Raw genomic sequence first — 22,260 nt, 5'->3', positions numbered from 1 at the left:
GAGAACCGCTCCCTTCGCCTGGATTCGAGGTAGGCCCTTCAGGGTGCTCGCGTCTGGGCTTCGAACCGTCCCGCCAGCAAATCCGCCAGGCTCGCTCCACAGTGACGTCGCGTCTCCGTGAGGAACCGCTGGATGGAGCGCTTGGAGACGGACCGGGGTCCACGCTCCAACGCGGCGGCGAGCGCCTCCACGGTCAGGTGCACCGGCCCCAGGCTCTGCTCCAGACTCGGCGCCTTGCCCAGCGCGCAGCCCAGATAGGACTCGGTGACCGCGGCCTCCAGGTCCGAGCCCGAGAAGAAGCGCTGGTCCACCAGGTTCCGCGCGAACAGTGGAGACAAGATGGCCTTCAGCTCCACGGCGCTGGGGACACGGTCCGCGGCCGCGGTCTCCGCTCGCGCCAGCCGACTCAGGTAGTGAGTGACAATCTCCACCGCCTCGTCCAGGTCCGGAGGAGGCACGGGGACGAAGCGTCCGAAACGGCCGCTCCGGATGACTGCTTCATCCAGAGCACCCAGGAAGTTCGTCGTGCCTACGATGATGCGTCGCAACCTGCCCGCCCGGTCCAACTGCACCAGCAGTTCGTTGACGTCCGCCTTCTCGTCACTGTGCATATCGCCCGAGCGACGGGAGCGCGCGACCGCGTCCAGCTCATCGAGCACGAGCATCCGCTTCTCCTGCTCCACCACCCAGTCGAACTGCTCGCGAATCATGCGCTGCCCCCAACCGACGTAGGGGCCACGCAGATCTGAAGGCGAGAGCAGCCGCACCTCCTGCTCCAGCTCACCCGCTATCGCACGAGCGAGCAGCGACTTGCCGCAGCCAGGGGGCCCGAAGAAGAGAATCCCCGAGGCCCGGGAGACATTTCGCAGCAGCGCCCCGCGCTGCTCCGGCCATACGATATCGCGGCGGATCCGCTCCTTGACGGAGGCATAGCCAGCCACGTCGTCCAGTAGCGGCAACGCGTCGTCGCGGCGCTCCGACTTCTCGACCGGAGATTCGAGCCGGGCCGCCTCCTCCGGGTCCTTCACCTCCGAGGCATTCTCCACCAGCGCACGCGCCTCGAGCGAGGCGAAGGCGGCTCCCGCGACGGGCACCAGCACCGAGCCTCCCTCGCCCAGATGGTGGGCGATATCCGCCAGGAAGGGGCCAGCCCACAGCAGCGCCTCGCCAGGGACCACCAGGGAGAAGGGCTCGTCCGGCTTGCGACGGGAGAAGATCTTCCGGTGGTAGAAGGACTCCATCGGGCCGCTGCCCACCAGCGTCTCTACCTCGAACGTCCCCTGCCCCTCCACATGCAGGTCCGTGCGAATCACCTCCTGTTCGTCACCTTCATCGTCCAGGACCTCGATCCGGTGCTGCTCGAACTGGAGCGAGGCCTCGGGATTCCTCACCAGGAGCCACTGCGCCAGCCGGGCCTTGAGGGAGAGTGACGTGCTGCTTTCGTTGCTGCCCTTGAACCGGGAGAGCGGTGTCCGCGTGAGGAGGTCTCCCCACGAGTTCATCGCCTGGGCCGCCCCCTGAGCGCTGGCCTCGCGACTCCACAACACCAGCTTCAATGGAGACAGCTCCGACACGACCGCCTCTGTCGCCAGCGCGGGTTTGCCTCCCACCATCAACAACAACTGGGACACGGGCACCCCACCCCCAGCAATCGCCGTGGCATCGAACTCGAAGATGGGTCCCGGCCAGGCGGCCAGCAGGCGCGACAGGTCGACGGGTGCCTCTCTGTCTCGCTGGAGCGCGATGAGGTTGAGGGCATGGGGCGCGTCACGCAGCCGGGGCCCCTCCGAGTCCAGCAGCGAGGGCTTGAGATACCCATGCAGCAAGTGGGACGAACCTCGGACAACCGCGGGGGCCCCGTTCTCCCCACGCCCCGTCCAGACGAAGCGCTGCGCGGAGCGGTAGGCCCAGCCCATCACCCCTTCCCAGGTGGCCTGAAGCCAGTCCGCCGTCTCCCGACGCTCCGGAAGGTAGAGCAGCGCGAGGAGCGGCTCGGCACCGGTGAGCGCTCGCAGGAACGCCACCTCTCGGTCCTGCGACAAACCCAATGCACTGGGCCAGAAGGGCTGCGGCAGCGCGAAGCCCTGGGAGGGCTCCGAATCCTGGGCGTCGTCCTCTTCCGGCGAGGGGTCGATGAGGGCCTTCTTCAATGACAGGACGAAGGGCGCGTGGCGGTCCCAGCTACCCGTGGTGGGATTGACGTCCAGCCCCGCCCGCTCGAGCTGCCGCACCACGCTCCCCAACGAGGTGCGCTGCATCTTGACGTCTGTTGAATAGCCAAACACCCCGACCAGCTCGGACAAAGAGGACTGGCCCACCAGGCTCAGGGTGTTGCTGAACTTCGTCTGCCGCCGTCGAGCATCCGCCAGCCACAGGGCCAGCGGCTCCACGTCCGCGCGGGAGACCCGTTCCAGGGTATTACCCTTGAGGGGCAGCCGCACCGTGAGCATGGTGCCGCTGCGCCGCGTCACGATGCCAATGGGATTCCCCGTTTGCTGCGTGATGACCACGGTATCGCCAACCATGACCTTCATGACGCCCCTCCCAGGGTCGAGAGCATGGCACGAGGTGGACACTCTCGTCGCACACCCGCGCGAATGACACCCGAAGGCACCGGGGCCGGCCATCCCCCTCAGGAGGTATTGCGTCAAGGCACGGGCGCCAGGGGCGCACCGCCGCGCCTTCGCTTCATGTGCTCCTCCGGCCTCGCCGTACAGTGCGGCGTCGGGCTGGTAGGCTTTGGCACCGCACGGACCAGGGGAGCACATACGCCAGTGAGGACTACCAGCACGTTCTGGCGAGACACGGCATCGTCCGCGGCATCAGCCGATGCGGCAACTGCTACGACAACGCCGCCCTGGAGAGCGGGTTCAGCACGCTCAAGCCAGGGGTGGACAATGCGCGTTAGCGCCTTGTTGGCCATGGCGCTGTTGGCCACGGGGTGCGCCTCGGTGACTCATGCTCCCGGGCGCGACAGAACGCTGAACCACGCGCCACATGCAGCCTCGTCCCCCGCGTGGGAAGGGGAGCCGAGCGACGACCGCACGCACGCCATCGCGGGACCCGAAGCAGGACAACGGCTGTGGCGGCATCGGGGACCACGCAGCGACGCAACCCGGGCTGGGCCTGGCACCCTGGCTGGAGCGACTGGAGGCGGAGCGCGGAGCGCCACACTGACTCGACAAGCAATCCTCGAGTCCATCGACGAGATGAAGGGCTCGCTGGGGAGGGTCGAGTCCGCGTTGTCCAGGATTTCGACACGTCGGCCCGGCTTCGATGGCCGGGGCATCAACGGCGAGGTGTTCATGCGCTTTCTCCGCCTTGGCTCCAAGCAGGTGACGTGGATTCACGGCACGCTCGGAAGCGCGACGGTGATGGCTGGGGCCGCGTCGGAACTGGAGAACCCGGAGATGGAGCTGGGCGTCCTGCGCATGACGGGGCCACGGCTCCAGGCCGCGATGTTCGGAACACTGCTGCTCGCCACCTGGGTTGATTTCCTCCAGCTCACCGACGCATTGCTCCGGGAGTGCTTCATCTGCAGCTTCGAGAAGCAGTTCGTGGACCTCAACCGCGTCCGGGGCCTGGTGGAGACCCCGTTGTCGGACCTCGCTTCCCAGGACCCGAACCGTGTCGAAGCCGCGGCACTCGCGATGCCCGAGCTGATGGGGGCATTGACCCGGGAGTTCAACGCGATTCATTCGGACGGACGGGCGGCCATGGAGGAGGGAGGCAAGGTTCTGGTGGCCGTGCGGGTGTTGGAGATGGTCACCCTGATTTCCTCGCTGAAGATGTCGCTGCCTCGACTGCCCCCGGCCGCGCCCGCGACGCTCGGCGTGGGCCTCGCGATGAGTTCAGGGGGCGTCATGGCGGGCTCACGCATCGTTGTCTCCGCCGAGTGGGTGGAGCTGATGCGAAGGCTCGTGCAGGCAGGCGTCATCTCCCTCCCCGCCGTCAGCGCGGCCGTCCGCATCCACGGGGGTCAGGTGATGATGGCTCAGGCCCATCAAGACCTGCCCGAGGGCGTTCGTGACGCGCTGGGAGACAGTCCCGAGGTGAGGGGCATGCGGGTGACGGGCAAGGCAGGAGCGGGCATGTCCGACGCCCCGAAGCACCACGTCCTACCGAAAGAGCACCGGGAGTGGTTCGAGCAGCGCGGCTTCAAGGGCGACATGGACATCGACCAGTTCTGCGTCCGGCTGGAGCAGGCCCACCACGAGGCCATTCACGGCGGAGGCAACTGGACGCTGGGGCGCGTGTGGCCCGGTGAGTGGAATCGGATGATCATGAAGACGCTGCGCGACGCCGAGGCTAGAGCAGGCCGGATGTTGACGCGGAATCAGGTCCTGGACATCGTCGCGGAGCGTATGCAGTTCTACAAAGTCCCGATCGTGTTCACGAAGGGGAGGAGCCGATGACGGACGAACTTTCATGGCGGGGGAATTGGAAGGCCCGCTTGTATGAGCGCGTTCGTGAGCGCGGCTACGATTCACTCACGGCCTTTGCCGAGGCCCGTCCCACCGCATCGTGGGTGGCATTGGCCGAGGAGCTGGGTCCGGACGACGTTGCCGGAGTTCAGGTGTACGACGGATTGGTGGCCGAAGCGGTGCGAAGCAAGCAAGTGACCCGCCTGGTTCGTGGACATCTCGTGCGCGAGCTATGGGGGAGCCTCCCTGATGGTTGGCCGGCAATGCTGGATGACGACAACCGCTTCAGGGTCGCCAAGGCACTCGGGCTCTGGTCCGGCATCGTCCCAGAGACGCATGAAGACCGCGTGCGATTGGCAGGTGATGCACTGCTCGCCAATCCACCTCCCGCTGGGTGGCGTCCACTCGGACCTGACGACGAGCTTCTCCGGAGGCTTCTCCCCGACGACGAAGCCTGACCGCTGGGCCGCTGGGCCGGACCTTCCTATGGCTCCTCCCACGGGTTCGCGAACCGCGCGTCGCGCGTGAACTCCACATCCGTGAGGCTCTTGAGGAACGCCACCAGGTCCGCGCGCTCCGACTCCGTCAGCTCGAACGGCCGCACCAGCGGGTCCTTGTTCGGGTTCGCGCGTCCATCTCCCACGAACGGCCCCTCCGTCACGTTGCGCCCACCGGCCACGTAGTGGTCGATGACCGCCTCCAGCGTGGCGATGCTGCCGTCGTGCATGTACGGCGCCGTCAGCTCCACGTTGCGCAGCTGCGGCACGCGGAAGCGGCCCTGGTCCTCCGCCCGCTGGGTGAACTCGAACAGGCCCGGGTTGTCCAACGGGTACGCGCCCTTCCCGTCCACGTCGTACAACCCGTTGTTGAAGAACTGCATGTTCGGCAGCACCGAGTCCTTCGAGCGGAACGAGTTCGAGAGGTGCCTTCCGCTGTGACAGTGGTAGCACTCCGCGCGCTCGCCAAAGAACAGCTCCATGCCCCGCCGGGCCTCCGGCGTCAGCGCCTCCCGCTCCCCTTGCAGATAGCGGTCATACGGCGAGCCGCCCGACAAGAGCGTGCGCTGGAACGACGCCAGCGCCTTGACGATGGTCTCCCGGTCCACCGGCTCCACCGCGTCGGGGAACGCCGCGCGGAACAGCTCCGGATACTTCACGTCGTCCCGCAGCCGCTGGAAGACCTCCTCCAGCCGGGGCGTCACACCCAGCTCCGTGGGGAACTCGTTGAACAGCGGCACCAGCGCCTGGGTCTCCAGCGTCTCCAGCAGCGGGTTCGCCCAGGTGTACGTGGCCAGATAGGCCACGTTCGCCAGCCCCGGCGAGTTGCGCGCGACGTGGTCCCCCGTGGAGCCCCGGGGCGTCGGCTTCCCATCCGAGAACGCCCGCGCCTGCTCGTGGCAGCTCACGCACGCCATGGTGCCGTTGCCCGACAGCCGCTTGTCGTGGAACAGGTGGCGCCCCAGCTCCACCTTCGCGTCCGACATGGGGTTGTCCGCCGGAACGAAGGGCTCCGGGAAGCCCGCGGGCAGCTTCCACGCATAGGGCATGGGAGGCGGCGCGCCCTCATCGCCCCCGCAGCCGACCAGCAACAACGCGCCCAGCGCGGCGCTCACCTTCCATGCGCGGAACATCTGGCACTCCTCGTTCACTCGCCGCGGGACAGGGCTTCAGCGGACCCGGAAGAACGTCGTCGGCAGCGCCTTGGGGCGGCCATCCGCGGTCAGGCCGAACTGCGCGAGGAACCCCGGGCACTCCGGGTCCGTCGCCCCCGACATGCACCCCGGCATCATGTCCGTCGTTCCATCCGGGACACGATTCACGTCCAGCTCCGAGTACAGCCCCGCCAGGTCCAGGACGACCTGATTGGCCTCCGGGTCGAAGCCCGCCAGGGTGATGGTCGCCTGGTTGTCCGCCGCACAGGTGAAGCCGTCCGGCACCGAGCCCCGACACCCCGAGGCCCCCATGTGGAAGTAGAAGCTCTCGTTCGCGCGGGAGCGGACGTCCAGGGCCACGAACTTGTAGCCGCCCTGCCAGCTCCACCACATGGGCGCCACGTTGAGCGGCGCGCGCTCGGCCTCCGCATCCAGGTGGTTCTTCTCCGGCGGCAGGCCCACCTTGAACTCCAGGCCCGTGTAGTCGTCATGCTCCGGCGCGGTGCCCACCACTTCGCGGCGCACCTCGGGGCTGCCCGTGGCGCACGTCCCGGTGCCATCCTCGAAGTCCAGGAGGGCAATCGCATCGCGCTGCCACGTCCCGTCCTGCGCGAGCTTCAGCGCGTGGCGCTCGCCATTGGCGCGCACCAGCGTGACGTCCCGCAGGTACATCTTGAAGTCGAGCAGCTCGATGACGCCCCGCGACGTGCCGATATCCGGGTAGCTGCCGCCGCACGTCAGAGCCTCCTGTCGCACCTGGGGGCTGAAACGCACGGTGTAGGTCTTGTCGCTCTTCTCGTCATCACCGCAGCCCTGCAGGAGCAGGAGGGCGGGCACGAGGGCCCAGGACGCGAGCTTCCGGACGGCGTTCATCGAATCGACCTCCACGGGGCGGATGCGAGGAGCGCACCGCGACGGACTGCAGGGGTACCAGCCCCGGGGAGCAAACGCCGTGTGGCATGTTGTCGCGGCGGGAATGCACACGCGCCCCAGGGTCCTTCGGGGCGGGAACGCCAACGACTCCCGAACATATCGCCGCCCGTCAACCGGTCGGCCCTGGTGACACCTCGCGGCGCGGGGAGCCGCGGGTCCAGGTCAGCCTGCTCGCACTACGGGCAGGCGCCGCAATCCGACGCGCAGTTGTTCGCGGCGGTCCCCGTGCCGCACTGCTCGGAAATCTGGCACACGCCGTCGCCGCACCGGTAGATGTCCTGGGGACGGATGCGCGTACTGATGGGGCGGTACGGCTTCCCGTTGTACGTGCAGCTCTTGTAGAACCCGCCGCGCAACGGGTCCGCCTGGCAGTGGTCCAGGCAGTTGCCCACGTGCGCAATCGCGGGCGCACACGCGGCGTCACCACTCCAGGACGACAGGCCGCAGGTGCGCACCGTGCTCTCGTCGTAGGACAGGTAGCTGGTGTCGTTCGCCGCGAAGAGGCCCTCATTGGCGAAGAGGTTGCCGAAGAAGCACGCCTCCGGCTTGCTGAACAACTGCAGCTCCTCCGGGGTGGAGGGAATCGCCACGTTCGATGCGCCCTTGCCCAGCACGGAGATGTTCACGTGCACGCCGAACTTGTTCGCATGCGCCGCCAGGCACGCGGACACCACCTGCTGCTCCGTCACCGACGCGGGCTGCGGCTGCGAGCCCGCCACGCTCCCCGTCCACGACGGCGCCAGCCCCAACGAGCCCGGCCACGAGTACGTCGTTCCGCCATGGGTGTACGACAGTGTTTGCGTGGGCGACAATGCACAGCGGGCGACATACTTCATCAGCATTTCCGCCTGGGCTGGATTGGCGCTGAACCATGTATTGAACACGCCATTGGTGCTCAGCCCGTTCGTGCTCAACCCGTTCGTCGACAAGCCATTGGTGCTCAACCCGTTCGTCGACAAGCCATTGGTGCTCAGCCCGTTCGTCGACAAGCCATTCGTCGAGACCAGCCCCTCTTCGTGGGTGCCTGTCGACTCGTTCGGCTCGCCATCACCCATCCCCGCGGGGCCACATCCGATAGTGACGCTCAAGAGCGCGGGCAACCCCCACGCCGTCAGTTCTCGAAGGAAGGAAGGACGGGACTCGAAACGGCTGAGGCACTGGCGCATGGGACTGTCTCCGCGTTGGGGGTGACCGCGCGGTTTCTCGCGGCCAAGACAACGGGTAGTGCTTCTCGCCAGGAGCGACAGGTGTACCCACGTGCAATTCTTCCGCTGGGGTCGTGCGTCAGACAGGGACATCGTGAAACGGCTGACGCTTCAGCCGTGTATCGACTCACGGTTGACGATGATTCACTGGCCGTGACACACCGCGAGACGTTCTTGAAACATCACCGCGCCGCGCGGCGGGCGTCGCGCGGCAGCGTCACGGTGAACGTCGTGCCGTCCAGCTCCGAGGAACGCACGTCCACGCTGCCACCATGCGCGTGGACAATCTCCCGGACGATGAACAGGCCGAGTCCCAGCCCACCCCGTCGTCGGCCCTTCTCGCGCGCGGCGCCGGCCTGACGGAACGGGTCGAACAGCGTGGCCAGCTGCGGCGCGGGGATGGGCGCGCCGGGGTTGTGGACCTCCACCACCTGGCGCGTCTCATAATCCAGACACCGCAGCAGCACGGGGGCGTCCTGGGCGCCGTGCTCCAGCGCATTACCCACCAGGTTGCTGAGCACCTGCGCCAGCCGGTCCGCGTCCCACAGCCCGTCACAGCGGCCGTCCACGTCGAAGGCGATGTAGCGGTCCGGATGGACCGCGGACAGCTCCTCCACCACCTGCTGACACACGGTGGAGAGATTCGCCGGCGCCACTTGCAGGGGGATGCCGCCGGACAGCCTCGCCCGCGTGAGGTCGAGGATGTCCGAAATCATGGTGCCCATCCGCTCCGCGGACGCTTCGATGCGCTGGGCCATCTGCTGCTGGGTGGAGCTGATGGGGGCGCGGCGCCGCAGGGCCCGGGCGGACAGGGTTATGGCGTTGAGGGGGTTGCGCAAATCGTGGCCCAGAATCCCGATGAAGCGCTCGCGGAACTCCGCCTCCTCCGCCAGCCGCTCCAACGCGTGCTTGCGCTCGGTGATGTCCATCATCGAGCCAATCATCCGCACCGGCCGGCCCGCCGCGTCACGCGACAGCACGCCCCGGTCCAACACATGGGCCCAGCTTCCGTCATGGCGCAGGAAGCGGTACTCCGCCTGCCACGCGTCCCGGGTGGACGCCACGAAGTCGCGCAGGCCGTCCGCCACCGCGTCGCGCTCGTCCGGGTGCAGCCGCTGCGTCCACCAACCCAGCTCATGGTCCGCGGCGTCGCGTCCGTAGCCGAACAGCTCCTCCTGTCCGGCATCCCAGCGCACGCGCCCCGTCGCCAGGTCGCAGTCCCACAGCACGTCATGCGTGGCGCGAGCGGCCAGCCGGTAGCGCTCCTCCGCCTCCCGCAGCGCGGACTCCGCCTGCTCGCGCTCGGTGCAGTCCGCCACCACGCCCACCATGCGGTGCGGCCGCTCCGCCTCGTGGAAGCTCTGTCCCACCGCCTCATACCAGTGAGTGGTGCCGTCCGCGTGCCGACAGCGGAACTTCAGCGTGTAGGCCCCATCCACCGCCAGCGCCTGTTCGATTCCCCGCGCGACGCGGTGCCGGTCCTCCACCACCACACAGGACAGGAAGCTCGGCAGCGAGGTGCCCAGCGTTGCTGGCGCCTGGCCAAAAAACGCGTCCGCGTCCTGGGACCACGTCACCACGCGCCGCGCCTCCGTCCACTCCCACGCCACCATGCGCGCCTTGGACAGGGCCAGCCGCAAGAGCTCCTCGCGGGCCTGCACGTCCCGGGTGTTCTCCAGCGCCCCCTCCGCGCGCCGCCGGGCCTCCCGCTCCCGCTCCAGCGCGTCGCGCAGCCCCGCTGCGTCCTCCGGTGACGGCTCCAACAGCCACAGCGCCAGGCCGTCCGCCTCCTTGACGCCCACCACCTGGAAGCACGCGTCCAGCCCGTCGCGGGACAGGCGCAACGTCGAGGACAGGGGCACGCCGGTGGCCCAGACCCGCACGCACGCCTCCAGCTCCACGCCGCGCAGGCCCTGCTGCACCCAGCGCGAGACACAGGAGGGCACGCCCCAGTCATGCACGAAGTGCTCGGCCGCCGCGTTGAGCGACGACCACTGGAAGTCGAGCACCTCGCCCGCCGGTCCCCGCAGCGCTTCCAAGCGCATGCACGGTGCGGGACTTCCGGCATGGAGCGACCGTGCCAGGGCATTCCCTGGCAACGACGACAGGCTCACCATCGACTTCCCCCCGGCGCCCAGCACCCCTCCAGTCCACGTGCGGAGACTGGGGCGCGGAACGCGCGTTGGTAGAGAGTGCCATGTCCGAGGTGTCGCGAACTTGTCCTCGGGTACAGCGATTGTCGCAGTGCTCACCCGTAAGCACTGTGTGGCTCAAGCCACGTCCTCCCCCACCCCCGACGCCCGGACCGACTCGCCCCCCGCCCCTCTCGCTTCCGGGAGCAAAGTGCACCGTGGGCGACACCCGCCACTGCCCCACGGGGCAGGAAGGCATCACACCCACCTCCTCAGTCCTGGAGCCGGGGCAGGCGCACGGTGAAGGTGGTGCCGTCCTCCTGCGAGGACACCACATCCACGCTGCCACCGTGGCCGCGGATGATGTCCCGGACGATGTAGAGGCCCAGGCCGATGCTGCGGCTGGACTGGCCTTCCTTGAGCATGCCTCGCGTCATCGGCTCGAACAGGCGCGACATGAGCTCGGGCGGGATGGGGTCCCCACCGTTGTAGACACTCACCATCGCCTGGCCTGCCTCCGCGAACGTGCGCACCCGCACCGGAGCCTCCGGCGGGCTGTAGGCCAGCGCGTTGGAGAGCAGGTTGGTCAGCACCTGGGCGATGCGGTCCGGGTCCCATTCCCCCCGCACGTCCGGCGCCACGTCCACCTGCACGGGCCGGCCGGGGTGGGCGCCCTGCACCTCGTCCAGCACCTGCGTCACCACCTCCCGGAGGTCCGTGGGCTGCCGGTGCAGGGCGATGCCGCCGCCCAGCCGCGCCTTGGTGAAGTCCAAGAGGTCGCGAATCATCCGCGCCGCGCGCTCGCTGGCCTGACCGATGCGCTGCACCGTGCGCCGCTGCATGTCGGACAGCTCGCCCTTCTTCTCCAGGAGCCCCACCGACATGGAGATGGCCGCCAGGGGGTTGCGCAAGTCGTGCGAGACGATGCCCACCAGCTGCTGCTCGAACTCCGAGCGCCGCCGCAGCTCCTCGTGCACGCGGCGCTCCTCGGTGATGAGGCGCACCTGCTCCAGCGCCTGCGCGCACGCGTGCGCCAGCGCGGAGAAGAAGGCCCGGTCCATCTCCGTGAACAGCCGAGCCCGCGCGAAGGACAGGCCAATGGCCCCCAGCGCCCGCCCTTTCACGAGCAGCGGCAGGGCGATGGCGGACTCGTGGATGCCGTACGCATTCAGGTGCGGATAGCGCCCCTGCCAGTCCTCCAGTGAGCCCAGCCAGATGGGCCGCTGCTCGCGCACCGCCTCCGTGAGCGGCACCGGGTTGGACAGGGGGATGCGGCGCCACTTGGCCAGCACCTGCTCGGGGTAGCCCACCGCGTCCACGATTTCGAGCGCGTCCCCTTCGTCATTCAAGAGGTTCACCGCGCCCGCCTTCGCGCCCGCGGCCACCAGCCCCTGCTCGAAGAGCGCGCGGCACACCTCCGCCACCGTGCTGGCCTCCGACAGCCGCGCGGTGAAGTCGCGCAGCCGGTCGATGTGGCCCGCCGCGCGGTGCGCCAGCTCGCGCGCCTCCGCCTCCTTCTGTCGCAACAGCTCCGCCTGCGCGCGCACCTGGTGCTGCGCGCGGAACAGCTCCACGAAGACGGTGACCTTCGAGCGAAGCACTTCCGGCGGGAAGGGCTTCTGCAGGAAGTCCACCGCGCCGGTGGAGTAGCCGGTGACCAGCTCCGAGTCATCGCGCCCGTACGCGGTGAGGAAGATGATGGGGACGTTGCGCGTGCGCTCCCGCTGCTTGATGAGGGAGGCCGTCTCGAAGCCGTTCATCCCCGCCATCCGCACGTCCAGCAGGATGACGGCGTAGTCCTCGCGCAGGAGGAAGCGCAGCGCCTGCTCTCCGGAGGACGCCTTCGCGAGCCGCACGCCCAGCGGCTCCAGGATGGCCTCCAGCGACACCAGGTTGGCGGGGTTGTCGTCGACCAGCAGCACGCCCGGAGCTTCAACGCCCACGAGGCCGGTGCTGTCGGGGGACGCGTCCGGCGACTGCGAGGCGCTCGAGCCCCCCTGAGCGCCCGCCGCGCCATGTGGGGGCGTTCCCCGCCACCGCAACCATTCCGCCATCGTCGCTATCCCTTCGTGGAACATGGAGTCTTCACCTGGATGTCGGGGCGGTCCACCGTCGAAGCCTGGGAGTGTCCATCCGACCCGAGGGCAGGCCGGCTCCCATCAACACTCCTCGGCCCGGAATCAAACCGTGCCAGCAGTCTGCTTGTCGGGGTCGCTCACGGGGAGAGACGGCAAGCGTGCGTTATCCATCACTCGCCAGGTTCAGTATCGCCCCTTCGCGCCCAGGATGGGCAGGACGATGGGCAGCCCCACGGCCTCCTTGGAGAGCGGTCGGCCGCCTCCTCCGTCGTACTCGAAGCTCACCGTCTCCTGACTGATGGTGACATTGAGCATGTCCAGGTAGGCCTCCAGGCTGAAGGTCTCGTACACCCACGACTTGGACAGGCGCACATCGAAGCGGAAGAAGGGCGGCAGCCGGTCCACGGAGTCCCGGTCCACCTTCACCCACGACGGCCTGCCGGAGCTGTCCTGTCCCGCGCGGTGGGTCTGCGTGCCCAGCGTTCCGTACTCCGGACGGCCGGTGTTGAAGTGCAGCACGCCGCCCAGGGTGACGCTGTTGGAGAACTTGTAGCTGAGCACCAGGTTGAGCACGTGGGACTGGTCGAAGGCGAAGGGCAGGTCCGCGGAAGCCTCGCCCAGCACGTTGCCCTCCACGTCGTACCGGTAGAAGCGCGTGCGCCGGACGCTGCGCTGCAGCGTGTACGAGAGCCAGCCGAACCAGTTGTCGCCCAGCGGATGGCGGACGAGCAGCTCCAGTCCATACGCGAGGCCATGGCTCTTGAAGTCGGGGAAGTTGATGTCGTCGCGGTTCGGGATGCCCGGGTCCTGGTCCGGCGTGGGCAGCGGGTCCGGGTCATCCACCAGGCCCTCGTCGGAGAAGGGCGTCAGCTCGATGGTCCGCACCAGCGGGTTGACGTAGACGTCCATGCCCAGCTCCAACCCCTGGAGCGCCTTCCACTCCGCGCCGAACGAGAACTGCGCGCCCTCCTGGAGCCCCAACAGCAGGCTGCCCACGTCCACCACGGGCAGGCTGATGAGTGAAGTGGGCGGCTGGTGGAACAGGCCCGCGGAGCCCTTGAGCACGAGCGAGTCGGTGAGCTGGTGGCGCAGGGTGAGGCGCGGCTCCAGCGCGGTGCGGTCGATGCCCGGGGACAGGTGGTAGTTGTCCACGCGCAGTCCTGGCACCACGGACCACTTGGGGGTGGGCTGCCACACCAGCTCCGCCCACGCGCCCAGGAAGGTGGCCAGCGCCACCGGGGCGAACTCGGCCGTCTCCTCGTCCGGGTTCAGCTCGTAGAAGTCGACGATGGCGCGCTTGTGGTCCACGTCGCCGCCCAGCCGCAGCGTCACTTTGGGGTCCAGCGGCGCGGTGTAGCCCAGGCGCGCGGACCAGGTGCCCTGGTCGATGAAGACGGACGTCGCGTCGCTCGGCGGGGTGCTGCTGGTGACGGCGAAGCGGTCCAGGCCCCACGTCGCGCCGATTTCGAACTCGCCGCCGGCCAGCGGGTGGCGATGCCGCAGGTCCACGCGGTGGAAGATGATGGACTGCAGCGCGGTGTCTCCGAACTCGTCCTGCGCCTCGGAGCCGAACGTGTCCGACGAGCCGAACGCGAACAGCCGCAGCTTGCCCTGCCCCACGTCCTGCTCCACGCGCAGCTGGTAGTCCCAGAAGTCGAGGATGACCTTCGGGTTGAGGCGGCCCGACTGGGGTGGGTCCTGGAGCTTGTTGGCCGCGAGCGCGATGAGCCACGGCGTATAGGAGTAGCGCCCCGCGAGGCTGACGTTGGTGCCGGTGGAGACGAACGGCGTCTCCAGGAAGAAGCCCGCGTTGATGAGGTCCGCGTAGGCGCTGCCGTGGACGCGGTCATCGCGCGGCCTGCTGAGCCGGCCTTCAATCGCCCCGCCCAGCAGTCGCCCGTAGCGGGGCGGCGGTGAGCCCGGGAAGAAGTCGATGGCGTCGATGAAGTCCGGGTGGATGACCGCGGGGCCGAGGAAGAGGTGGAAGAGGATGGGGACGCGGATGCCATCCAGGAAGTAGCCGGTGGCCGCGGGCTGGCTGCCGCGCACCACGGGGTAGGCCACGCCGGACAACATGCTGCTCACGCCCGGCAGCAACATGATGACGCGGAACGGGTCGCCCATGGTGCCGGGCACTTCGCGCAGCTCCGCGTCGTGCAACGTGACGCGGCTGACCTCGGTGCGCTCGCGGTCTCCGCGCACCACCGTCTCGTAGGGATTGATGACGAGCGGCGCAAGCCCGTACACCACCTCCAGCGCCTCCTGCGTCCCGAGCGCCTCGCGGAAGAGGCCGGGCTTGTGGCCGGGCGCGGACACGCGGACGCGATGTCCTCCCGGGGGCCAGCGCGCCTCGAAGCGTCCCTGCGTGTCCGTCTGCACCGGCGCGTCCGGCATGCTGTCCGACACCAGCGTGGCACCGACGACGGGGCGCCGGTTGCCCTTGGTGCGCACCAGTCCACGCAAGGTGACGGGGCCTTCGGGGCGCGCATCCTCGGCGACGACGGGCGCCTCGAAGCGGTACTCGAAGGCCAGGCGCACCGGCACCGGCTGTCCATCCACGGTGGCGGGCGAGAAGCGCAGGGACGGCGCGGCGTGCAGCGCGGCTTTGTCCAACAGCGGGTGGACGCCCCGCACCAGCGTGGCGGATTCGACCTCCCCCGCGTCGTCGACCAGCAGCTCCAGTTGGACCACGCCCGAGACACGCTCCGACGCGAGCTCGGGCGGATAGGGCGCGGGGGCGTCTCGCGTCAGCGCGGGGGGAATGAAGACGGGCTCGGCCACGCCTCCATCCGGCGTGACGACCTCCACCGCCCAGCCCGCGTCCGTGCGCGCGAGGCCGACTTCCGCCGCGGACACGCCCGCATCCGCGCTGCCTCCATCCGGCGGTGACGGAGCCTGGGCATGCGCGGGGAGCACCGGCACGAGCAGCACCAGCAGCCACACCGCGATGAGCGCGCGCGAGCCGAGTCCTCCGCGTCGCCTTCCCCGAATCGTTTCCGTCACGTCTGTTCCCGAGGGCCCCTGGATGCATGAGGCCAGGGACGGGGCAGGGTGACAAGCACCCCTCCCGCGAAGCCGTCACCCGCAGAGCAGAAGCAACCGCGAAACCTTCGACTCCGTCCCGGGTTGGACGAAGCGCACCCGCCACGTCACGCACCCGACACGAGCCTTGTCTCCGAGGGAGGGAGGACATGGGCACGGGGGCTCACCAAGTTCCCCGCACTCCGGAGCCCCGCGTCATGAGTCTTTGTCTGTCCCTGTCCTGGTGCCGGCTGGCGTCCACCGCCCTGCCGCTGTCCGCGTTTCCGCCTCGCGACGCCCGCCTGCTCTCCCTGGCTCCGCCGAGTCACTCGGTGGGGGACGCGGCGGCGGCGTGGACGTGGGCTGTCGTCGGAGGGCGTGCGGAATGATCGCCCCACCGTCCATCCATGTCGTGCGCGCGCGCCTGCTCCAACTGCTCTTCGGGTTGCTGCTGGTGTTGGTGGCGCTGAGCTTGATTCCCTCGACCCCGGCCACGCTCACCGCCGAGCAGACGGCGGGGCCCCACGAGGACGCGGCCGTGCTCCGGGAGCCCGCCCGGCTCGGGACGATGGGCCCCGAGCGGTGCCCACCCGACACCCTCTGTCTTCCAAGCCGCTGAAGCACGCGCGACGGACCGCCACGCGCTGTCCGCGCCGATGGTTCCATCTCCCCGCCGCCTCCGCGCTCAGCGCTGGGGCAGGATGGCGGCGGCGACCTGATTCACCAGCTTGAGCTGACCACGCGACATGCGGCGCAGCGTGCGCAGGAGGCGGCGCATCTCCGGCAGGTGGTCCTTGTCCCGCGAGTCCTCCTCCCACAGCGCCGCGCCCACCGAGGCCGCCGTGACGAGCCCCAGGCCCACGTCCGCCGACAGGCGCAGCGCCAGACACAGGCGGAACAGCGTCGGCACGCTGGGCATCATCTTCCCGCGCTCCATCCGCCCATAGACCTCCGCGGCGATGCCGATGCGCTCGGCCACATCCGCCTGCGTCAGCCCCGCGCGCATCCGCGCCGACCGCGCCTCCTCGCCAACGCTCACCGCCAGGCGCCGCTCCAGCTGTTGACGCGATTGTCGGGCGCGGTCGCTCGGCCGCCCCTGGCGTGCCCGGGGTGACTTGCGGGTGGAGGCGGAACCTTCAGGGTGGGTCTTCACCGCATCAACCTTATGAGTACGGGCCGAGGCCCCGGCCTGCACAGGCACAGGCCACCCTCGGACGCGTGTCCGACAGGGCTTATAACCCAGCAAGTCATCAGGCGAAATACCGATATGCCGGGTAGTCTCCCGGTCCTCCCTGATATCGCGTCCTACCCCTCGACACACCCCCTTTCCCGTCCACCGCCGCCCCCCGAATCCCGCCGGTCCCCCTATGACAGGGCTCCCGCGTGAAACCCAGGAGGTCCAGGATATGACATGGGACCTTCCACGCGCGGTGGGCCCCTCCTCCCAGGTCGTCCGCGCCCCGACTTCGCGGCTTGACACCTCCCATTCGTAAAGCTGAAAATCAAGACATAGCCTAAAAACTGTTCAGGAGCGGAAGCCTCGCGCGAGGCGGTGCAGGCGAGGCTCGACGTGGCCCGCAAGTTCCTCCAGAACAGCAGTGCTTGCTCGAAGACCGAGGACCCACCATGGCCGGGCACCCCACCGCCGATGAGCTGATGAAGCGTCTGTTGGCCACCCGCGAGGCTGGCGACGCCACCCCCGCGAGCCCCGAGCAGCTGCGCCTGCTGCGCGAGCTGACGCGGGATGCGCCCACCTTCGCGCCCGCGCTGCTGGAGCTGGCGCGACTGCTCCAACTGGCGGAGGAGCCGGGCGTGGACCCCGAGGTCACCTTCACCGAGGTGCAGCGGCTCCTGGAGCAGTCCGTCTCCGTGTCGCGCCGCAACCCGGCCGCGCTGGTGGAGCTGGGCTACTTCCTGGACGTCATCCGGGGCCGCGAGGACGACGCGATGACGCTGTGGGAAGAGGGCTCGTCCCATGCCCTGAAGACGCTGGAGCAGGCGTGGGCCGGCATGCTGCGCGGCCTGGGCGACACGCGCACGAAGGAGTCCCTGGAGAAGGGGCTGCGGCTGGCGGAGCGCGCGGAGAAGGTCTTCCCTGACTCGCCGCGGCTCCTGGACGAGGTGGAGCTGGTGCGCGAGTACGCGCGCCAGGACGGGCTCATGAAGCCGGCCTCGGAGCCATGAAGCGGCGGATGGAAGACACACTACCCAGGAGGTGACTTCCCGCCGGAGGACGACCATACTCTCCGAGTGAGCCCGCGGGCCCATCGGGTCCGTTCGTCCGAGGAGAGTCGCCATGTCGCCCCCGTCGTCCGACGCCTCCGCCCAGCCGCACGTGCTGCTGCGCTCCGGTCGCGCCTCCTATGAACTCGTCAAGTCGCTGGGCGCCGCGCACCACGGGGAGCTGCTCCTCGCGCGCCGCCGCTACGAGTCGGACTTCGGTGGCTACGCGGTCATCAAGCGCCCGCTGCGCGCCGAGGCCGCGCACCGGCTCTGGGAGGAAGGCCGGCTCACCGCGCTGCTTCACCATCCCAACGTCGTCAGCGTGCATGACCTCAAGGGCCCGGACGAGGCGCCCGTGCTCGTCTTCGAGCACACCCCCGGCCACCGGCTGGACTCGCTGATGGAGGCCTCCGGCCGCGCCCACCTGCCCTTCACGGAGGGCTTCTCCCTCTATGTCGCCGCCGAGGTCGCGGAGGCGCTGCACCACGCCCACACCCTCACCGACGAGCACGGCCGGGCGCTGCGCGTCGTCCACCGCGACGTCGGTCCCCACAACATCCTCATCACCGAGCACGGCGCGGTGAAGCTGCTCGACTTCGGCGCCGCGTCGTCCGCGCTCTCCGGCACTCCCGAGGGGCAGGAGCATCCCACCAGCCTCGCCTACGCCGCCCCCGAGCACGTCGCGCGCCAGGCGCTGGATGGGCGCGCGGACCTGTTCAGCCTGGGGCTGGTGCTGCTCCAACTGCTCACCGGACGACACCTCTTCGAGGGCGCGGACCGGTTCGAGGCGGAGCGCCGCCGCCGTCGCGAGCAGGCGCTGTCGTCGGACACGCCCACGCAGGAGCACGCGCTCGACTCGGCCATGCAGGAAGCCGTCAGCCTGGCCGCCGCGCGGGAGCTGCGCCGCCGCATCCGCGCCTACACGCGCGAGGACCTGGAGGACGCACTGCGCGCGGTGCCCGTGGCCTTCCAGCCGCTCTTGCGAGGCACGCTGGCGCCCGAGCGCGAGGAGCGCTTCGGCACCGGCGCGGAGCTGGCGCGCACCCTGCGGTTGTACGCCCGCCGCGCCGGCCAGGTGTTCGGTCGCGCGGACGCGCTCGCGGAGGTGACGGGCCTGCGCTACGCCGCGCTGCGCGTGCAGGCCGGTGAGTCCCCCGAAGAGGTGCTGGAGGACAGGCTGCTGCCGGAGGAGGACCCCGCAAGCTGAACGCCGCCCACGTCCCATTCCGGAAGCGTGTGCTAGCGAACATCCCCGCAGTCGTGACGTGGACGTATCGACGCGGTGCGGCTGGCGACCCTGGCCCTTCGGTACGAGTCTGAGTCTCCATGTGCACGCCAAGCCTCGTCCTCCTGGTGGAAGACCACGCCGATAGCCGGGAGCTGCTGGAGGAGTTCCTGACGATGGAAGGCTTCGCCGTGGAGACGGCGGGCAACGGCCAGACGGCGTGGGAGCGACTGAGGCGACTGCCCCGCCCGGACGCGGTGCTGCTGGACTTGATGATGCCGGTGATGAGCGGGTGGGAGCTGATGCGCCACGTCCGTGAGGACGCCAGGCTGAGCGCCCTGCCCGTCGTCGTCGTGTCCGGCGCGGGCAACAGCCAGCCGCTCCCCGAGGGCGTCCAGGCCGCGGTGCCCAAGCCGGTGGACCTCTGGGAGCTGCGCGCGACGCTCGCCCGCGTGGTGAACGCGGCAGGCTGAGGGCGTCGGCGCGTCAGGCCGGGGGTGGCACGCGCGGGAGCGTCACCTTGAAGACGGTGCCGTCCGCCTCGGTGGAGGTCACCTGGATGCGGCCACCGTGGCCCTTCACCACCTGCTCGACGATGTAGAGGCCCAGGCCCAGGCCCCCGCTGATGCTGCTGCCCGGGTGGCTGCTCGTGGCGCGACGGAACGGGTCGAACAGGTGGGGCAGCGCTTCGGCGGAGATGGGCTCGCCGGGGTTGTGGACCGCCAGCACCACCGTGTCGCCCAGGTCCGACAGCGTGAGGGTGACGGGTGCGTCCGGCGCGCTGTACTGGAGCGCGTTGCCGCCCAGGTTGCTCACCACCTGGAGCAGCCGGTCCGCGTCCCACTGACCGTCATACCGGCCAGTGCCCCCCGCCACCCGCAGGGTGCGCTCCGGCCACGCGGCCTCCAGCTCCTCCACGCCCTGCCGCACCACCGCTCGCAAGTCTCCCGGAGTGCGCTGGATGGGGATGCCGCCGCCCAGCCGCCCGCGCGTGAAGTCGAGCAGCTCTGAAATCATCCGCGTCATCCGCGCGCTGGAGCGGGCGATGCGCGTGACGAAGCGGCGCTCCCGCTCCGCGAGCACCTCGCTGTGGAGCAACTGCGTGGTGGACAGGTGGATGGCATTGAGGGGGTTGCGCAGGTCATGGCTGACGATGGCGATGAGGCGCTCGCCGAAGCGGGCCGCCTGGAGCTCGGCCTCCTGCGCGCGGCGGCGCTCGGTGACATCCGCCAGCGTGGCGACCCCGGCGATGAGCTCTCCGTCCCTGTCGCGGATGGGCGCGCTGGAGACGAGCACGGTGAGCGTGTGGCCATCCTCGTGCTTCAGCATCGCCTCCTCGCCCTGCACCACCTCGCCGGTGCTCAGCGTGCGCGCCAGCGGCCACGCGTCCGGGGCATAGGGTGTCCCGTCCGGATGACAGGCGCCGTAGAGGGTGGCGAACGTGTCCACGTTGGACATGGGCTGGAAGGGGCGCCCGGTGAGCACGGCGACCTGCCGGTTGGCGAGCACCAGCCGGCCGCTGGCGGCGTCCGCGATGAAGACGCCCGCGGGCAATTGCTCCAGCACGGCGGCCAGCCGCGCGCGCTCCGATTCGATGGTGGACAGCAACCGCTGCCGGTCCGTCTCCACCGCGCGGCGCTGGGTGATGTCCAGCACGGTGGCCACGCGCCGCGACACCTTCCCCGTCTCGTCGCGAAAGGCCGTGACGTGGGAGAAGGCGGGGAAGCGGCTGCCATCCTTGCGCACGTGGAGCGACTCGTACTCGTGCGAGGGCTTGGAGTTCGCGGCGGCGGCGTGGCGCGGGAGCATGCCCCGGGCCTCTGGCGCGATTGTCGCCTCCAGCGGCTGGCCGATGAGTTCCTCCGGCGAGGCTCCGTGCATGCGCGCGAAGGCGGGATTCACGTCGAGCAGGGTGTCGTCCTCGGCGGACACCACGACGACGCCGACCCCCAGGCGGAAGAAGACCTCCTCCCAACGCCGCAGGCCGGCCTCGCTCTCGCGCAGGCGCTTCAGGGACGCCTCCGCCTCCGCGCGGGCCTCGCGCTCGCGGTCTCGGGCCTGGCCCTGGGCGAGCAGTCCGGTGGCGCGCGACGCCATGGCGCGAAACAGCAGCAGGTCCTCCTCGGACAGCTCGGTGCTGACGCGGCTGCCCATGAGGGCCACGCCGATGAGCACGTCGTTCAAGACGAGCGGGACGCCGTACAGCGCGCGCACGTCGGAGGTGCGCACCACGGCGGAGTGGGCCCGCTCGTCGCGGCTTGCGTCGTGTACCAGCAAGGGCTCGCGCGTCGCGGCGATGGTGCCGACGAAGCCCTGCCCCATGGGCACGAGCCCCCCGATGTCCACGCCTTCGCCCACGCCGCTCTCCACGCGCAGGAAGTCCTCGCCGTCGCGCAGCAGGACGACGGCCACGTCCACGGCGGCCACCGTCTCGCACAGCACCTGGAGCAGCCGGGGCAGGAAGCCCGCCACGTCGGGGCTGCCCAGCGCCGCCGCGCTGATGCGGTCCAGGGCCTGGATGGTGCGCTCGCGGGCGCGCGTGTAGCGACTGACGGCGGCGGCGACGGCCTCGTCCATCGCCTCGTGGAAGATGCGCTCCTCGTCGGGGCGGAGCGTGGCGTGGCCTCGCGCGGACCACAGGCGCAGCACGCAGCCACGCAGGAGCCGGTACTCGGTGACGACCTGTCGCAGGTCGAAGCCCTCGCCCAGGCGCTCCAGGGCGTGGTGGTCGCTGATGGCGCTCAGCCCCGAGGCCAGCTCCGCCTGGGGCTTTCGCATCATCCTCGCGATGCCCTCCAGCAACCCGGGCAGGCCGTCGCGGAGCGCGGGGCGCGTCAGGGCCTGGGCCGCGGGGATGGAGCGCACCTCCACCTCCCAGGCCTCCAGGATGGTGTCGCGGTTTTGAATCAGGAAGTCAGCCAGGGGAATGGGCAAGGGCGTGTCGAAGAGGGTGTTCCGGGCCGGGCACGACGTGCCGTGGGTCTAGGCCACTCCCCCGCCCGTCGACAACCGCTCGGAAGCGATGCGCCATCCAGGCCACACTTCCGCCCGGGTTCGCGGCGTCCTTCAGTGCGACGTCGGCGCCATCACGTCCGTGAGCCGCAGCAGGCGGTGCTCCTGCTCCAGCAGATAGTGGACGCGGAAGCCGGAGCCCAACACCACCAACCCCACCTCCTCGGGCAACAACGGCCCCTCGAGCGGGAGTCCCGCGGCCAGCTCGGCCAGCTCGCCTTGAAGCTTCTGTCTCACCGGGGCAGGACACCGGTCGAGCGTTCGCAACGCAGGAGGAGAGAGCTGGAGACGCAGAGCCATGGTCCTACTCAGGGTGACCACCCCGGGCGCGCGTATCAAGATGTGCCATGGGTCCA

The 22,260-nt window shown here is 69.7% G+C and carries 17 protein-coding genes; 7 read left to right on the top strand and 10 right to left on the bottom strand.

Features of this window, described 5'->3' with window-relative positions; genetic code table 11:
• Positions 1–38: 38 nt before the first annotated feature.
• The gene (locus HUA75_RS13015) at positions 39–2,534 is read right to left on the bottom strand and encodes an ATP-binding protein (protein WP_141643191.1); all 2,496 of its coding nucleotides are present in this window, start codon (positions 2,532–2,534) and stop codon (positions 39–41) included.
• Between the two features lie 675 nt (positions 2,535–3,209).
• On the opposite strand from HUA75_RS13015, the gene HUA75_RS13005 reads away from it, so the two are divergent.
• Together HUA75_RS13005 and HUA75_RS13000 are read left to right on the top strand one after the other, a co-directional pair.
• A complete protein-coding gene (locus tag HUA75_RS13005; protein WP_371746102.1) occupies positions 3,210–4,415 on the top strand; it encodes a DUF2380 domain-containing protein in 1,206 nt (401 codons plus the stop codon).
• Positions 4,412–4,882, top strand: a complete 471-nt coding sequence (locus HUA75_RS13000) for an NUDIX hydrolase (protein WP_141643193.1) — start codon at positions 4,412–4,414, stop codon at positions 4,880–4,882. The genes HUA75_RS13005 and HUA75_RS13000 overlap by 4 nt, the downstream gene beginning before the upstream one ends.
• Before the next feature lie 26 nt (positions 4,883–4,908).
• On the opposite strand, the gene HUA75_RS12995 is transcribed toward HUA75_RS13000, so the two are convergent.
• The 6 genes from HUA75_RS12995 to HUA75_RS12970 all read right to left on the bottom strand — a co-directional run bounded on the left by HUA75_RS12995 (position 4,909) and on the right by HUA75_RS12970 (position 15,354).
• On the bottom strand, positions 4,909–6,054 hold the full coding sequence (locus tag HUA75_RS12995; protein ID WP_174486589.1) for a methanobactin export MATE transporter MbnM: 1,146 nt from the start codon (positions 6,052–6,054) through the stop codon (positions 4,909–4,911).
• Between the two features lie 36 nt (positions 6,055–6,090).
• Complete coding sequence (locus HUA75_RS12990; RefSeq protein WP_174465601.1) at positions 6,091–6,948, bottom strand: MbnP family copper-binding protein; 858 nt, start codon at positions 6,946–6,948, stop codon at positions 6,091–6,093.
• Positions 6,949–7,184: 236 nt separating this feature from the next.
• Entirely contained in the window at positions 7,185–8,174 is a 990-nt protein-coding gene (locus HUA75_RS12985; RefSeq protein WP_174486588.1) for a hypothetical protein, read from the bottom strand.
• Between the two features lie 221 nt (positions 8,175–8,395).
• On the bottom strand, positions 8,396–10,258 hold the full coding sequence (locus tag HUA75_RS46655) for a sensor histidine kinase (RefSeq protein ID WP_254627558.1): 1,863 nt from the start codon (positions 10,256–10,258) through the stop codon (positions 8,396–8,398).
• Positions 10,259–10,617: 359 nt separating this feature from the next.
• The gene (locus HUA75_RS12975) at positions 10,618–12,267 is read right to left on the bottom strand and encodes a response regulator (RefSeq protein WP_371746101.1); all 1,650 of its coding nucleotides are present in this window, start codon (positions 12,265–12,267) and stop codon (positions 10,618–10,620) included.
• Between the two features lie 339 nt (positions 12,268–12,606).
• On the bottom strand, positions 12,607–15,354 hold the full coding sequence (locus HUA75_RS12970) for a TonB-dependent receptor domain-containing protein (RefSeq protein WP_371746127.1): 2,748 nt from the start codon (positions 15,352–15,354) through the stop codon (positions 12,607–12,609).
• 308 nt (positions 15,355–15,662) lie between these two features.
• Here HUA75_RS12970 and HUA75_RS12965 point away from each other — a divergent pair, with 308 nt between their 5' ends.
• Together HUA75_RS12965 and HUA75_RS12960 are read left to right on the top strand one after the other, a co-directional pair.
• Positions 15,663–15,833 (top strand): hypothetical protein, encoded by a 171-nt coding sequence (locus HUA75_RS12965; RefSeq protein WP_174486587.1) that lies wholly within the window; start codon positions 15,663–15,665, stop codon positions 15,831–15,833.
• A complete protein-coding gene (locus HUA75_RS12960; RefSeq protein ID WP_141640473.1) occupies positions 15,830–16,063 on the top strand; it encodes a hypothetical protein in 234 nt (77 codons plus the stop codon). Before HUA75_RS12965 ends, HUA75_RS12960 begins: the two co-directional genes overlap by 4 nt.
• A gap of 66 nt (positions 16,064–16,129) precedes the next feature.
• On the opposite strand, the gene HUA75_RS12955 is transcribed toward HUA75_RS12960, so the two are convergent.
• Entirely contained in the window at positions 16,130–16,501 is a 372-nt protein-coding gene (locus HUA75_RS12955) for a helix-turn-helix domain-containing protein (protein ID WP_046716786.1), read from the bottom strand.
• Positions 16,502–17,070: 569 nt separating this feature from the next.
• Between HUA75_RS12955 and HUA75_RS12950 the strand changes: the two genes are divergently transcribed.
• The 3 genes from HUA75_RS12950 to HUA75_RS12940 all read left to right on the top strand — a co-directional run bounded on the left by HUA75_RS12950 (position 17,071) and on the right by HUA75_RS12940 (position 19,365).
• Entirely contained in the window at positions 17,071–17,628 is a 558-nt protein-coding gene (locus HUA75_RS12950) for a hypothetical protein (RefSeq protein WP_141640472.1), read from the top strand.
• Between the two features lie 112 nt (positions 17,629–17,740).
• A complete protein-coding gene (locus HUA75_RS12945; RefSeq protein ID WP_174486586.1) occupies positions 17,741–18,874 on the top strand; it encodes a protein kinase in 1,134 nt (377 codons plus the stop codon).
• Between the two features lie 119 nt (positions 18,875–18,993).
• The gene (locus HUA75_RS12940) at positions 18,994–19,365 is read left to right on the top strand and encodes a response regulator (protein ID WP_141640470.1); all 372 of its coding nucleotides are present in this window, start codon (positions 18,994–18,996) and stop codon (positions 19,363–19,365) included.
• Between the two features lie 13 nt (positions 19,366–19,378).
• Here the strand turns inward: HUA75_RS12940 and HUA75_RS12935 are convergent, their stop codons facing one another.
• Positions 19,379–21,826 carry a PAS domain S-box protein gene (locus tag HUA75_RS12935; RefSeq protein ID WP_174486585.1) on the bottom strand — a complete coding sequence of 816 codons (2,448 nt, stop codon included), beginning with the start codon at positions 21,824–21,826 and terminating at the stop codon, positions 19,379–19,381.
• Between the two features lie 132 nt (positions 21,827–21,958).
• Positions 21,959–22,204: a hypothetical protein gene (locus tag HUA75_RS12930; protein WP_141640468.1), complete on the bottom strand. Its 246-nt coding sequence runs from the start codon at positions 22,202–22,204 to the stop codon at positions 21,959–21,961.
• Positions 22,205–22,260: the final 56 nt, after the last annotated feature.

This window comes from Myxococcus sp. CA040A, from assembly GCF_013336725.1.
In the GTDB taxonomy this organism is placed as follows: Bacteria; Myxococcota; Myxococcia; order Myxococcales; family Myxococcaceae; genus Myxococcus; species Myxococcus llanfairpwllgwyngyllgogerychwyrndrobwllllantysiliogogogochensis.
This window is presented reverse-complemented; position numbering and strand designations above follow the sequence as displayed.